Here is a 13,370-nt window from a genome sequence, read left to right on the forward strand (position 1 = left end):
GAAAGCCATGGCGAATTACGACAACGCTCCTTTCGAGATCCACGTGCACGGCGACGTGCCGCTGCGCGCCGACGTCACCTACGAGCAACTGCAGGAGGCGCTCAAGCCCCTGTGGAAATACGCGGGCGCGAAGTCGCTGGCCGACGGCGCCGAGAGCGCGTACGAAGAAGAACCCGGCATCAAGTTCGACGCGCACGAGCACATGCTCCAGATGTGCTGGACGGTCGGTGGCGACATGGACTTTCGCCAGTCGCTCGACGAGATGTGCATGAGCCTCAACGAGCTCGCGGAGCAGGGCGCGGCCATCGAGGTCACGTTCTACGACGCCGATTTCGACGAGGAGGAAGCGCCGCCCGAGGAAGAATCGCGCGACGACTTCGTGATGCTCTTCGTGGGTCCCACGCCCGCGGCCATCATGCAGGTGCAGCGTGACCTGCTGGTGGAGGACGTGATCCACATGATGGAGCGGCACTTCGATGCGTCCGAGCTCTCGGGCGTGGTGGGCGAGATCGACAAGCTGTTTTCGCAGCGCTTCGACGCGCTCGTGAGCTCGCTGGAGATCGGCAGGCCGCCGCGCGGCAGCGGCGGGTCCGGTGGCGGGCACGGCGGCCGCCGGCCTCGCCACCTCCACTAGCGCGCTGTCATTGCGGGCTTGACCCGCAATCCATGGTCGCGTGCAATACGCCCCCATGGCTCTCTTTTCCCAGGACGCGCTCAACCCCGGCGTGCGCAAGCGCGAGGTGTTCGGCTGGGCGATGTACGACTTCGCCAACTCCGGCTACACCACCGTCGTCATCACGGCCGTCTTCGCGGCGTACTTCGTGAGCGGTATCGCCCAGAAGGCGGACTGGGCAACGTTCGCGTGGACCGTCGCGCTGTCGATCTCCTACGCGATCGTGATGTTCACGATGCCCAGCATCGGCGCCTACGCGGACCTGCGGGCGGCCAAGAAGCGGCTGCTGCTCGTGTTCACCATCGGTTGCGTGATCTCCACGGCGGCGCTCGCCCTGGCGGGGCCGGGCAGCGTGGCGTTTGCGATGCTGCTGATCGTCGTGTCCAACACCTTCTATTCGTACGGCGAGTCGCTCACCGCGGCCTTCCTGCCGGAGCTCGCGCGCACGGAGGCGCTGGGCAAGGTGAGCGGCTGGGGCTGGAGCTTCGGTTATTTCGGCGGCATGCTGGCGCTCGGCCTGTGCCTCGGCTACGTGATCTGGGCGCAGGGCCAGAAGATCCCCGCGCACGACTTCGTGCCGGTCACGATGCTGATCACGGCCGTCCTCTACGGGCTGTGTTCCATCGCCACCTTCACGCTGATGGGCGAGCGCGCGCAGCCCAACCCGGATGCCTTGCGCGAAAGCGGCCTGAAGGCGTCGCTGCAGCAGTTGCACGGCACGTTCCAGCAGGCGCGGCGCTACAAGGATTTCATGTGGCTGATGGCGAGCGCGGTGTTCTACCAGGGCGGCATCGCGGTGGCGATCACGCTCGCGGCGATCTACGCGGAGACGGTGATCGGCTTCAAGCCGCAGGAAACCATGGTGCTGATCTTCGTGCTGAACCTCGCGGCGGCGGGCGGTGCGTTCGCGTGGGGCTACGTGCAGGACCGCGTCGGGCACAAGCTGGCGCTGGGCGTCACGCTCGTGGGGTGGATCGTCACGTGCGTCATCGCGGCGATGTCGCAGACGAAGGGGCAGTTCTGGGTGGCCGCGACGATCGCGGGGCTTTGCATGGGCTCGTCGCAGTCTGCTGGCCGCGCACTCGCGGGTGTGTTCGCGCCGCCGAAGCAGCTGGCGGAGTTCTATGGCTTGTGGTCGTTCGCGACGCGGCTCGCGGCGATCATCGGGCCGCTGACCTACGGTGCGATCACGTGGGCCACGGGCGGCAACCAGCGGCTGGCGATCATGTCGACGGCGGGGCTGTTTGCCGTGGGGCTTGTCGTGCTGGGGAAGGTGGATGTGGAGCGCGGCCGCGAAGCCGCGCTCGCATGACTCACTGCTCGCGGGTCGCGATGACGCGCCCACCGGTCAAGTAGTACGTCGCGTTCGACGTCTGCACCGCGCGATCTCGCGCCAGGTCGTACTGCGCGAAGAGCGTCCAGTTGCTGTTGTCGAACGTCATCGCGGGCACCATCGTGCGGTCGGTCAACGTGCCCGCATTCGTATCGACGACGAACCGCGCGAGGCCCTGGTCGTACGTTGCACGCGGCACGGTCCCGGTCGACGTCCCCACGCGCACCGGCAGCGCGACGCGGACCGTCGAACCCTGCGTGAGCAGGTTGATCCCGTGCCGCGAGAAGTCCAGCGCGCTTGCGCTGCCACGGCCGCCGAGCGAGCGGCTGGCCAGCATGCGCGGAGACGCGGGGTTGGCGACATCGAACAGCGCGACCTTCACGCCTTGCACCAGGCCCGCATCGGTCGCGTCCTTGCCCACGCCCAGCAGCTTGCCGTTCGCAAGCGGGAACAGGTAGTCGGTGTAGCCGGGCACGGTGAGCTCGCCCAGCGGCTTCGGGTCCGCGGGATTGGAGAGGTCCAGCACGTAGAGCGGGTCGACGACGCGGAACGTGACGACGTACGCGCGGTCCCCCGCGAACTGCACGCCATACACCTGCTCGCCCGCGCGGCCGATGGGGGCAGGGCGCGCGGCGCTGGGCAGCGTGCCCACGACGTTGAGCTTGCGCTGCGCGCTGTCCTCGCGCAGAACCGTCAGCGTGGCCGGCGACGACGTGCGCGACTGGCCGGTGAACGTCAGCACACGCAAGTCGCCGTTGTGTTCGCTCATGCGGTAGGCGATCTTCTCCGGGTCCCAGCCGGGCGTGCCTGCCACCTCGCCGGTGCCGCGGTAGTCGATCGAGAGGCCACTCAGCGAGAACTTGTGGATGTCGGTCGTCACCTGCTGCGGCAGGATTGCCGCCGTGGTGAGCGTCGCGATCCACACCTGCCGCGAGCTGGGCACGTAGACGGCGTTGGGCGACATGTAGAGGCCCGCCGCATCGCCCACGTAGCAGCGGCTGCGGCGCTCGAGGTTCCCGGTGGACAGGTCGATGGCGGTGATCGTGGTCAGCTGCAAGCCGAGGGATGCATTGCCGGCCTGCAGCAGGCAGTCGCCTTCGGTGACCAGCGGCTGCGCGACCGCGCCATCGACGCGGATGTTCGGCAGAAGCTGCGACGCCGTGAGCGTGGACAACCGGCTCTCCACCTGGATCACCGGCGTGCCCGGCGGGATGTCGTAGCGCGAGAGGTCCGGCCGCCACGTGCTGGCGACGTACAGCACGTTGCCGATCATGCGCGTGGCCACGAGCCGGCCGTCGATCGAGACACGGTGCTGCTGCTGCGGCGTGCCGCTCGCCACGTCGAAGACGTCGAGCGCGATCTCCTGCGTCGGCAATGCGATCAGGGACGTGGCGGTCGCCGGCTGGATGTCGCCGTAGCCGGCGCGCTGGCTGATTACGGTCACGCGGTTCGCCGCGGCCGAGTGGTAGAGGCCGGTGGGGTTGAACGCCGGGCTCAATGTCACGGCGCGGGCGTCGCCGAGCGTGCCGTCGGCCAGGATGCGCGATGCCGCGAAGCGGGCGGGCGAAGTCGTCGTGGTGCCGGTGGGGTACGACGCGTGCACGGCGTAGACGTAGCTGCCGTCGGTCTTGACCAGGTCGTCTTCATCGACGCCCGGCTCCTGCAAGGTGGTGTTCGCGATGACCGAGCCTGCCGTGGTCGCGAGTACGGTGGTCGGCACGCTGATGGTCGCGATACCGCCGGCGACGGCGTCGCGTCCGTCGACACCCGCAAGCCCCTGCGCGGCGCGCTGCGCGATCCGGTTCCTGAAGTACGTCACCAGGTCCCCGGCCTGCGCCGTCTGCAGCGCCGCCTGCGCGAGCGGCGTCTGGGGCGTCTGCGGGTTGCCGGGTGCCGCCGGCGCGTCGACGACGGCGGTGCCGCCGCCGCCCCCGCCACACGAAGCGAGGAAAGCCGCGAAGGACAGGGAGGCGATGTGGCTGCGAAGTCGGGGTAAGGTGGTGTTCATGCGTGGGATAATATTCCACAAAAAGGAAGTGTGCAACAATCCCACAAAATGCCCTCCCGCCCCGCGATCGTCCTGGCCGCCGTGCTGCGCGCTTTCAAGCCGCTCGCGCGGCTGCTGCTGCGCCATGGCGTGGCGTACCCGGCGTTCGCGGCCGCGCTGAAGCAGGTCTTTCTCGAGGCGGCGGTGGAGGAGCTGCAGCGCGCCGGCAAGAAGCAGACCGACAGCGCGATCAGCCTGCTGTCCGGCGTGCACCGGCGTGACGTGCGCAACCTCGGCCGCCTCGACAGCGAACGCATCGCGGTCGAAGCCCCGATGAACATGGCCAGCCAGGTCATGAGCCGCTGGCTCACCGACCCCACGTACCTCGATGACGACGGCCAGCCGCTGGCGCTGGACCGCGCGGGCTTCGACGCGCTCGTCACCGCCATCAGCAGCGACGTGCGTCCGCGAGCCGTGCTCGACGAACTCACGCGGCTGGCCATGGCGGAAGAGGGCGATGACGGCGTGCGGCTGCTCGCCCCCGGCTTCGTGCCACGCCAGGGCTTCCCGGAGATGGCCGCGCTGCTGGGCGACAACATCCACGACCACGCCGCGGCGGCCGGGGCCAACATCGAGGGCGAGGGCAATTACCTCGAGCAGGCGATCTTCGCGGGCGAGCTCAGTGCCGACTCGGTGAAGCAGCTCCACACCGTCTCCGCCAAGGCGTGGCGGCAGGCCTTCAAGACCGTGATGCGCGAGGCGCAGGCACGGTTCGACCACGACCGGCAGAATGCGAGCCCTGCCGAACGCATCCACCGCGCGCGCTTCGGCGCGTACTTCTACGCTTGCGACGACCATGAACGACCTTCTTGAGCGATTCCTCCGGGCCGGCCTGCTGGCCGTGTCCCTCGTGCTGGCCGCCTGCGGGCCGGGCAGCGGCGGCACCGGCACCGGGCCGATCGCGACGCAGTTCTTCAGCGCCACATCCACGGTCACCGGCCCGGCGGGCGGCATCGTGGGCGGGGCCGTCGGCGCCAGTGCGCGCGTCGACCTGCAGTTGCAGAACACGTCGGTGGAGCTGACGACCGATTGCGGCCGCTTCGTGTTCACCGGTGAGTGGTCCGCCAATGCAGGTTCCACCGTGGTCCTGCCCGGCCGCTTCGAGCGCACGAACAGCAGCACTGTGGCGAGCCTGCGGCTGCAGTTCAGCGACGGGCTGTCGGACAGCCGTGCGGTGACGGTGACGCTGCTCGACGCGTCGGGGAACGTGCTGCTCGGGCCGGTGACGCTGAACCGCGCGGATACGCTGGCGCCGCGGCCGGCGACGGGCTGCAATTAGCGCGCGTCAAATCCCCAGCCAGCGCGCCGCCGCTTCGCGCAGCGGCTCCATGGGCCCGCTCGTGCACAGCGCTACGCGCGCGCTGCCGCGCTCGTTGAGCAGCGACTTCGCTTCCAGCACGTGGCGCGCCTGCCGCGCCACGGGCTCGCCCGTCTCCACCAGCCGCACGTGCGGCCCGAGCAGGCCCTCGAAGTGCGACGCGGCAAACGGGTAGTGCGTGCAGCCGAGCACCAGCGTGTCGATCTGCCCCGGCAGATGGCCGAATTCGCCGGCCCCTTCGACGTACAGCCGGCACAGGTTGGCGACCTCGTCTTCGTTGAAGCTTTCGATGGCCAGCGCGAGCCCGTCGCATGGCACGAGCACGAAGTCGGCCTGCCCACGCAGCGAGTCGTGCAGCGCATGGAACTTGGCGCTGGCGAGCGTGCCGCGCGTGGCGAACACGGCGACGCGGCCGGTGCGGGTGAGGGCGGCAGCCGGCTTGAGAGCCGGCTCCACGCCGACGGTGGGGATGCGGTCGTGCTCGGCACGGATGAGGTGGACTGCCGCTGCGGTGGCGGTGTTGCACGCCACCACGAGTGCCTTGATGCGGTGCTCGTCGAGCAGCAATTTCGCGATCGCGCGCGAGCGCTCGGCCACGTACTCGTCGCCCCGCTCGCCGTACGGCGCATGCGCCGCGTCCGAGAAATAGACGAAGTCTTCCTGCGGCAGCTCGGCGCGCAGCGCCCTGAGGATGCTCAGGCCGCCGACGCCGCTGTCGAACACACCGATGGGCTTGCGCCGCTCCATCGCACGATTATCGCCGTGGCTTCAAGCTCAGGCGGAAGCCGTACTGGATGGCGTTGAGCCGCGCCCACTCTTCGGCGCTGGCGACGTTGAAGACCAGCTTGCCCATGGCCACAGGCGTCGGGAAGCTGGTGAGCTCGATGTTGCGGGTGTAGCTGGTCACCCAGTTCTCGTCGACGTCGAAGCCCGTCTCCTCGAACATCGCCACCATGCCGGTGAAGGTGAAGAAGCGCACGTGCGTCACGTCGAGGATGCCGATCGGCCCGTACGGGAACGCGCCTTCGGCCAGCCCCTGCAGCACCGAGTAGTGGCCGATGTTGGGCATGCTGACGATCACCTGCGCATCGTCGGGCAGGTTGGCCGCGAGGAACTGCAGCTCGGCCCAGGGGTTGTACATGTGCTCCAGCACGTCCAGCATCAGCACCGTGTCCACGGTGCGCACGAGCGCGAGGTCGGCTTCGCCCCACTGGTCGCGCGGGGCCGCGGTGACGTGGTCCAGCCGCGTAGCGGCCATGCGTGCCGAGTCGGGGTTGATCTCGCAGCCCCACACCCACAGGCCCGGGATGGACCCCTTCAGGCCGGAGCCGACTGCGCCGCTGGAGCAGCCGATGTCCAGCAGGCGGCGGGGCACGTGGTCGAACATCTGCTCGACGAAGGGGCGCTCGATGTCCCCGTAGTGCTGGTGCTGCATGCCCGTCTGCGTGCCGAGCGTGTGCCACGCGGGCGCCTCGGCGCTCGCCGGTGCGGGGACCGGCGGCGCTTCGTCACGCCGGGGCCGGGCGACGGAGCGCAGCGCGTTCATCAACAGCGACATCCAGGTACCTCACTACAACTGCTTCCTGCAGTGTAGGCGGGAACCCGGCCGCTGTCGTTACGCCACGGCGACAGGGATCTTCTTGAACTCGCCCGACGCGATGCGCTTGCCCCACTCGGCGGGGCCAGTGGTGTGCACGCTGGTGCCGGTGGCGTCCACCGCCACGGTCACAGGCATGTCGACCACGTCGAATTCGTAGATGGCTTCCATGCCCAGGTCCGCAAAACCGAGCACTTTCGACTTCTTGATCGCCTTCGACACGAGGTACGCCGCGCCGCCCACGGCCATCAGGTAAACCGCCTTGTGCTTGCGGATCGCCTCGATTGCCTCCGGGCCGCGCTCGCTCTTGCCGATCATGCCGATCAGGCCGGTCTGCGCGAGCATCATGTCGGTGAACTTGTCCATGCGGGTGGACGTCGTCGGGCCGGCGGGGCCGACCACCTCGTCACCCACCGGGTCGACCGGGCCCACGTAGTAGATGACGCGGTTGGTGAAGTCCACCGGCAGCTTCTCGCCCTTGGCCAGCATGTCCTGGATGCGCTTGTGCGCGGCGTCGCGGCCGGTGAGCATCTTGCCGTTCAGCAGCAGCGTCTCGCCGGACTTCCACGTGGCGATCTCTTCCTTGGTCAGCGTGTCCAGGTTGACGCGGCGGCTCTTCTGCGCGTCGGGCATCCAATCCAGCTTGGGCCAGAGGTCGGGGTTCGGCGGGTCGAGGTAGACCGGGCCTTCGCCGGTCATGGTGAAGTGCGCGTGGCGCGTGGCGGCGCAGTTCGGGATCATCGCCACCGGCTTGCCGGCCGCATGCGTGGGGTACAGCGCGATCTTCACGTCCAGCACGGTCGTCAGGCCGCCCAGCCCCTGCGCGCCGATACCCAGCGCGTTGACCTTCTCGAAGATCTCCAGGCGCATCTCCTCGACCTTGGAAAGCTTCTCGCCCCGCGCGGCCTTGGCCTGCAGTTCGTGCATGTCGAGGTCGCCCATCAGCGACTCCTTCGCCAGCAGCACGGCCTTCTCCGCCGTGCCGCCGATGCCGATGCCCAGCATGCCGGGCGGGCACCAGCCGGCGCCCATCGTGGGCACGGTCTTCAAGACCCAGTCGACCACCGAGTCGCTCGGGTTGAGCATGACCATCTTGCTCTTGTTCTCGCTGCCGCCGCCCTTGGCCGCGACGGTGATGTCCAGCGTGTTGCCCGGCACGATCTGCGTGTGGATGACGGCGGGCGTGTTGTCCTGCGTGTTCTTGCGCTGGAACTCCGGGTCCGCGACGATCGACGCGCGCAGCACGTTGTCCGGGTGGTTGTAGCCGCGGCGCACGCCGTCGTTGATGGCGTCCTCGAAGCCGGCCGGGAAACCTTCGAAGCGCACGTCCATGCCCACCTTGGCAAAGACGTTGACGATGCCGGTGTCCTGGCAAAGCGGGCGGTGGCCCGTCGCGCTCATCTTGCTGTTGGTGAGGATCTGCGCGATGGCGTCCCTGGCCGCGGGGCTCTGCTCGCGCTCGTAGGCCTTGGCCATGTGCGCGATGAAGTCGGGCGTGTGGTAGTAGCTGATGTACTGCAGCGCGGCAGCGACGGATTCGACGAGGTCGTCGTACTTGATCGAGGTCGGCATGGGCGTGGGACGCTAAGGAGGGCTTTGGCGGATTATCCCAGACGCTGCTGAGCAGCTTCTTGCACGCGGCTCAGGCGGGCGCGTGCGCGGGGCTCACCAGGTGACGGTAGCGCAGGTTGAGCAGCACATAGCAGATCATCGTCGCCGTGAGGCCCACCAGCATGGCCTCGAGCCCGAGCGGCAACGCCAGGACGAGTGCCGTCAGGAGGAACACCGCCGTGGTGTTGGTCAGCAGGTAAGGCCGCAGCTGCGGCACCTCCCTGTAATAGCCGTACTGCTTGCCCAGGAAAAACAGCACCGTGCCGACGGCGGCGAGCCGGCGGAAGTCGCCCGGGTCGAGGGTGCCCAGGATCGCATGCCGGATCAGCGACGCCAGGATCGCCAGCCCGACGAACAGGAAGAAGTGCGAGTAGAGGATCGAATGCCCGGTCGTCAGCTTGCGGCGCTCCAGCAGGTGGAAGCTGTCGTAGTAGATCCACCAGATCGCCGACACCAGCACGAAACCGCTGACGGCGGCAACGATCTTGGCGGGGGTCCAGGCGATGTGCGCCAGTGCCGCCGAGATGCTGATCACGGACTCGCCGAGCATGATGATCGTCAGCAGGCCGACGCGCTCGATCAGGTGCGGCGTGTGCGCGGGCACCACATGCAGGCGCGGGTTCAGCAGCACGAGCGCAACCATGTCGAACAGGATGCCGGCATAGAAGACCAGGTAGCTCCATGGCGGCGGCAGCAGCACCGACGACAGGCTGATCGCGGCGCCGACGGTGAACACGGTGCCCACCGTCGTCGCCAGGCCGCCGCGGTCGTGGTGCTTGCGTTTCGAGACGAAGTACATCCCGGCGATGATCAGCCGCGCCGCGCAGTAGCAGGCCACGGCCAGCGCGTAACGGTCCTGCGCACCGGACGCGGCCTGCGCGGAGATCACGATCAGCAGGAACATGATCACCAGCGTCGACAGGCGGTGCTGGCGGCTGTCCGTGTCGAAGCGATTGGCGTAGATGGTGTGGCCCGCCCAGATCCACCACAGGGGCAGGAACACCAGCACGAAACCCACGATCTGCTGCGGCGGGATGTGGCCGTCGTGCGCTTCGCTCAGAAGCTCACCGGCGTCGCCCAGGGCGACGACGAAGATCAGGTCGAAGAAAAGCTCCAGCCAGGTCGCGCGGCGGTTCGGATCGAAATATCTCAGATCCTTCACGGGCCCATGGTAGGCCCTCGAGCCCGGCCATGCGCGCTTACAGCGCGCGCGTGCCTGTCTGGCGGGTGAGCGACGGCGGCCGCGACGTGACGGCGTTGCTGCGGCGGCGCGTCGGCGTCGACAGGCCGGTCTGCACCGTTTCCGTGCTCAGCGCCTTCGGCCGGATCATCGGCAGGTCGCGCCGGCGCCAGCGGCTGTCGGCCAGGTTCTTGAAGACCATCAGTCGCACGTTGGCGTTGGCCGCGGCGTTGTATTCCTCTTCGGCGATCAACTCGCACTTCTTGAGGTATTCCAGCGCCTTCTTCAGCCGCTCGACGTTGACTTCCATACCCTGGAAGTACTCGCTGTACGCGTAGCTCTCCAGCTCGTCCTTCAGCAGGTACAGGTAGGCCTTGTAGAACGCGATGCCCGCGGCGATGCGGAAGTTGTCGGAGTTGTATTCGAACTCCAGCTCGAAGCCGCCGCCGATGCCCAGCGTGACGTCGCCGCCGATGGAGAACGAGGTGGCGCCCATCGGCGAGCATTCGAATTCCAGCTTGCCGGCGATGCCGGCGCCGAGCGCCAGCTTGCCGGTGGCGCTGCCCTTGAGGATCGACAGGCCCTGGAACTTGAACTCGAAGCTGGCCGTGCCCTCGCACTTGATGCCCGCGAACGCCTCGGCCTCCAGCTTGACCTTCAGGCCGTCGGTGCGCGTGGCGGTGATCTCGATCTCGGCCTGCGCCATCGCGCCGGCGAACGCCTCGCCGCCCAGCGAGGCGGTGAACACGCCCAGCACTTCCATCGAGGCGTCGAACTTCAGCTTGACGCCGATTTCCGCCAGCACCTTGGCCTGCACGGAAACGCCTTCGCGGCCGATGCTTGCCTCGAGCTCCGCCTCGACATTGGCGCCGGCGAAGGCCGACGCCTCCAGCTGCGCCTTCAGCCCGGTGAACTCCCATTCGCCCTTGGCCGAGGCGCGCACGCCGTAGCTCGCGCTGGCTTCGCACTTGACGGTCCTCTGGAAATCCTCGTTGGTCCACTCGACGCTCGACGAAGTCTCGAAGCCCGAACCGGTCTCGACGTTGAACTTCTTCGTCGGATCCGGCAGGTTCATCAGCTTGGCCGCATCCTTGGTCATCACCTCCAGGATGAGCTGCACCTGCTCGGGGATGGAGTTCGCGAGGAACTGCAGCTGCAGGTCGATGTTGGGGTTGATCTCCTGGTCGAAGTTGTAGGCCCCGTGGATCCAGTACTCGACGAGGCGGCGCTTGCGGCGGATGAGGGCGCGCTTGAGGGCCGCGGGCTTGAGCGCCCGCATCACCTCCTGCGTGAAGTTCTGCAGGTTGGCGTACTCCGTGCCCAGCTCGCAGGCCTTGTTCCACTTGGCCCGGTACAGCTGCTGGTACTTGTTGATGCGCGCGTCGATCTCGGCGATGGCGAAGTTCAGCTCCATCATCGAGAGGTTGCCGCCGCCGATGCCGAGCTCGCGCAGCTCGGTGCGGTACTGCTTGAGGATGAGGTCGTAGACGTACATCCCCGCGAGGAACTCCTGCGTCAGCGCCTTGCGCGTCGACGTGGTGGGGCCGCCCATGATCTGGGAGCGGTCCAGGTCGTGCAGCCAGCGCGTGACGAGCGGCTCGAACTGCGCCGCCGGCTCCGTCATCCAGCTGGCCTGGTAGCGGTGCTTCGGCTCCGCGCGGGTATTCTGGTCGAACATCTGGAAGCTCCTCCGGGGTACTCCTGCGCGGCCCACTATCCGCGAATTCCGCGCGGTTGGGAAGTGGGGTTGGCCCACCGCCTCCGTAAAACTGATAGGGTGGGCCATGGACACCCGCATCGAACACGACACTTTCGGCCCCATCGAGGTGCCGGCCGGCCGCCTGTGGGGCGCGCAGACGCAGCGGTCATTAATCAACTTCAACATCTCGGGCGAGCGACAGCCCCGTGAAATCGTTCGCGCCCTCGTGCAGGTCAAGCGCGCCTGCGCCGTGGTCAACCACCTGCTCGGGCTGCTGGACCAGAAAAAGGCGGCCGCCATCATCGCCGCGGCCGACGAGGTGCTCGATGGCAAGCACGACGACGAATTCCCGCTCGTGGTCTGGCAGACCGGCAGCGGCACGCAGACCAACATGAACGTCAACGAGGTGCTGGCCAACCGCGCCAGCGAGCTGCTCGGTGGCCGGCGCGGCGAGGGCCGGCTGGTGCACCCCAACGACGACGTGAACAAGAGCCAGTCGTCCAACGACGTCTTCCCCGCCGCGATGCACATCGCCGCCGTGGAGGGCATCCGCAACCGGCTGATGCCTTCGCTCGCACGCCTGCGCGAGACGCTGGCCGCGAAGTCCGACGCCTTCAAGGACATCGTGAAGATCGGCCGCACGCACCTGCAGGACGCGACGCCGCTCACGCTGGGGCAGGAGTTCTCCGGCTACGTGGCGCAGCTGGAGCAGGCGGACCGCCACCTGCACGGCACCCTGCCGCACCTGTGCGAGCTGGCTCTGGGCGGCACGGCCGTGGGTACGGGCCTGAACGCGCCCAAGGGCTTCGCCGAGCAGGTAGCCGCGGAACTGGCGCGCCTGACCGGCCTGCCGTTCGTGACCGCCGCGAACAAGTTCGAGGTGATGGCGGCCGCCGATGCGCTCGTGCATGCGCACGGCACGCTCAAGACGCTGGCGGCCAGCCTGATGAAGATCGCCAACGACATCCGGTGGCTCGCGAGCGGGCCACGCAGCGGGCTCGGCGAGATCAGCATCCCGGAGAACGAGCCGGGCTCATCGATCATGCCGGGCAAGGTGAACCCGACCCAGAGCGAGGCGGTGACGATGCTGTGCTGCCAGGTGTTCGGCAACGACGTCGCCATCAACTTCGGCGGTGCGTCGGGCAACTTCGAGCTGAACGTGTTCCGCCCGATGATCGCGCACAACTTCATGCAGAGCGTGCGCCTGCTGGCCGACGGCATGCGCAGCTTCAACGACCACTGCGTGGTGGGCATCGAGCCCAATCGCGAGCGCATCGCGGAGCTGGTGCAGCGCTCGCTGATGCTGGTGACCGCGCTGAACCCGCACATCGGCTACGACAAGGCCGCGCAGATCGCCAAGAAGGCGCACAAGGAGGGCACGAGCCTGCGCGAGGCGGCGCTCGCGCTGGGGTACGTGACCGGGGAGCAGTTCGACGAGTGGGTGCGGGCGGACCGGATGGTCTAGGCCGCGATGGCCGCCTCGGCCTCGTAACGCTCCAGCAGCAGCTCGGCCAGGCGCACGAGCGACTCGCGCGTCTGCAGCGGCAGCAGCGTGAAGGCAGCCTTCACGTGGTCCATGAGTTTCAGCCGGGCGGCAGGGTGCGCTTCGTGCATCGCCGCGACGAGCATGGCCTTCTGCGCATCGCGCGCGGCGCAGGCCTCTTCGGCTGCCGCTCGCGCGGCTGCCGCCGCGGCTGCATCGCCGCGGGTGCGGCGAGCGATCCGCAGGGCGCGGTCGGCGTCGCGGCAGGCCTCGCCATAGATTGCCATCTGCGCGCGCACCGCCTGCTCGGGGTTCTCGCGCAGGCGCAGGCGGGCATGGAAGTAGGCATGGAAGGCGGGCCACGCTTCATCGGCGACCTGGGCGCCGTGGGCCTCGAGAAGGGCGGGGAGCAAGTGAGAAGACATCGCG

General features: G+C 68.2%; 12 protein-coding genes. 5 read left to right on the forward strand and 7 right to left on the reverse strand.

Annotated features, from left to right (window positions below; genetic code table 11):
- The first annotated feature begins 7 nt into the window (after nt 1-7).
- Together H8R02_RS27810 and H8R02_RS27815 are read left to right on the forward strand one after the other, a co-directional pair.
- On the forward strand, nt 8-634 hold the full coding sequence (locus H8R02_RS27810) for a DUF6806 family protein (protein ID WP_187084910.1): 627 nt from the start codon (nt 8-10) through the stop codon (nt 632-634).
- A gap of 55 nt (nt 635-689) precedes the next feature.
- A complete protein-coding gene (locus H8R02_RS27815) occupies nt 690-1,985 on the forward strand; it encodes an MFS transporter (protein WP_187084912.1) in 1,296 nt (431 codons plus the stop codon).
- A gap of 1 nt (nt 1,986) precedes the next feature.
- Here H8R02_RS27815 and H8R02_RS27820 read toward each other — a convergent pair whose 3' ends face one another.
- The gene (locus H8R02_RS27820) at nt 1,987-4,014 is read right to left on the reverse strand and encodes a beta-propeller domain-containing protein (protein WP_187084914.1); all 2,028 of its coding nucleotides are present in this window, start codon (nt 4,012-4,014) and stop codon (nt 1,987-1,989) included.
- A 48-nt stretch (nt 4,015-4,062) separates the two neighbouring features.
- Between H8R02_RS27820 and H8R02_RS27825 the strand changes: the two genes are divergently transcribed.
- Both H8R02_RS27825 and H8R02_RS27830 read left to right on the forward strand, forming a co-directional pair.
- Nucleotides 4,063-4,866: a DUF6502 family protein gene (locus tag H8R02_RS27825; protein WP_187084916.1), complete on the forward strand. Its 804-nt coding sequence runs from the start codon at nt 4,063-4,065 to the stop codon at nt 4,864-4,866.
- The gene (locus H8R02_RS27830; RefSeq protein WP_187084918.1) at nt 4,850-5,332 is read left to right on the forward strand and encodes a hypothetical protein; all 483 of its coding nucleotides are present in this window, start codon (nt 4,850-4,852) and stop codon (nt 5,330-5,332) included. The genes H8R02_RS27825 and H8R02_RS27830 overlap by 17 nt, the downstream gene beginning before the upstream one ends.
- Nucleotides 5,333-5,338: 6 nt before the next feature.
- Here H8R02_RS27830 and murI read toward each other — a convergent pair whose 3' ends face one another.
- The 5 genes from murI to H8R02_RS27855 all read right to left on the reverse strand — a co-directional run bounded on the left by murI (nt 5,339) and on the right by H8R02_RS27855 (nt 11,437).
- The gene (gene murI / locus H8R02_RS27835; RefSeq protein WP_187084920.1) at nt 5,339-6,118 is read right to left on the reverse strand and encodes a glutamate racemase; all 780 of its coding nucleotides are present in this window, start codon (nt 6,116-6,118) and stop codon (nt 5,339-5,341) included.
- Nucleotides 6,119-6,125: 7 nt separating this feature from the next.
- The gene (locus H8R02_RS27840) at nt 6,126-6,929 is read right to left on the reverse strand and encodes a class I SAM-dependent methyltransferase (RefSeq protein ID WP_187084922.1); all 804 of its coding nucleotides are present in this window, start codon (nt 6,927-6,929) and stop codon (nt 6,126-6,128) included.
- A gap of 57 nt (nt 6,930-6,986) precedes the next feature.
- Nucleotides 6,987-8,540 carry a fumarate hydratase gene (locus H8R02_RS27845; protein WP_187084923.1) on the reverse strand — a complete coding sequence of 518 codons (1,554 nt, stop codon included), beginning with the start codon at nt 8,538-8,540 and terminating at the stop codon, nt 6,987-6,989.
- 70 nt (nt 8,541-8,610) lie between these two features.
- Complete coding sequence (locus H8R02_RS27850; RefSeq protein WP_187084925.1) at nt 8,611-9,741, reverse strand: low temperature requirement protein A; 1,131 nt, start codon at nt 9,739-9,741, stop codon at nt 8,611-8,613.
- 37 nt (nt 9,742-9,778) lie between these two features.
- Nucleotides 9,779-11,437: a hypothetical protein gene (locus H8R02_RS27855; protein WP_187084927.1), complete on the reverse strand. Its 1,659-nt coding sequence runs from the start codon at nt 11,435-11,437 to the stop codon at nt 9,779-9,781.
- Between the two features lie 106 nt (nt 11,438-11,543).
- On the opposite strand from H8R02_RS27855, the gene fumC reads away from it, so the two are divergent.
- Nucleotides 11,544-12,923 carry a class II fumarate hydratase gene (gene fumC / locus H8R02_RS27860; protein WP_187084929.1) on the forward strand — a complete coding sequence of 460 codons (1,380 nt, stop codon included), beginning with the start codon at nt 11,544-11,546 and terminating at the stop codon, nt 12,921-12,923.
- Here the strand turns inward: fumC and H8R02_RS27865 are convergent.
- The gene (locus H8R02_RS27865) at nt 12,920-13,366 is read right to left on the reverse strand and encodes a hypothetical protein (RefSeq protein ID WP_187084931.1); all 447 of its coding nucleotides are present in this window, start codon (nt 13,364-13,366) and stop codon (nt 12,920-12,922) included. The genes fumC and H8R02_RS27865 overlap by 4 nt on opposite strands.
- Nucleotides 13,367-13,370 lie beyond the last annotated feature (4 nt).

Origin of the sequence: Ramlibacter albus, from assembly GCF_014297445.1 — a bacterium.
In the GTDB taxonomy this organism is placed as follows: domain Bacteria; phylum Pseudomonadota; class Gammaproteobacteria; order Burkholderiales; family Burkholderiaceae_C; genus Ramlibacter; species Ramlibacter albus.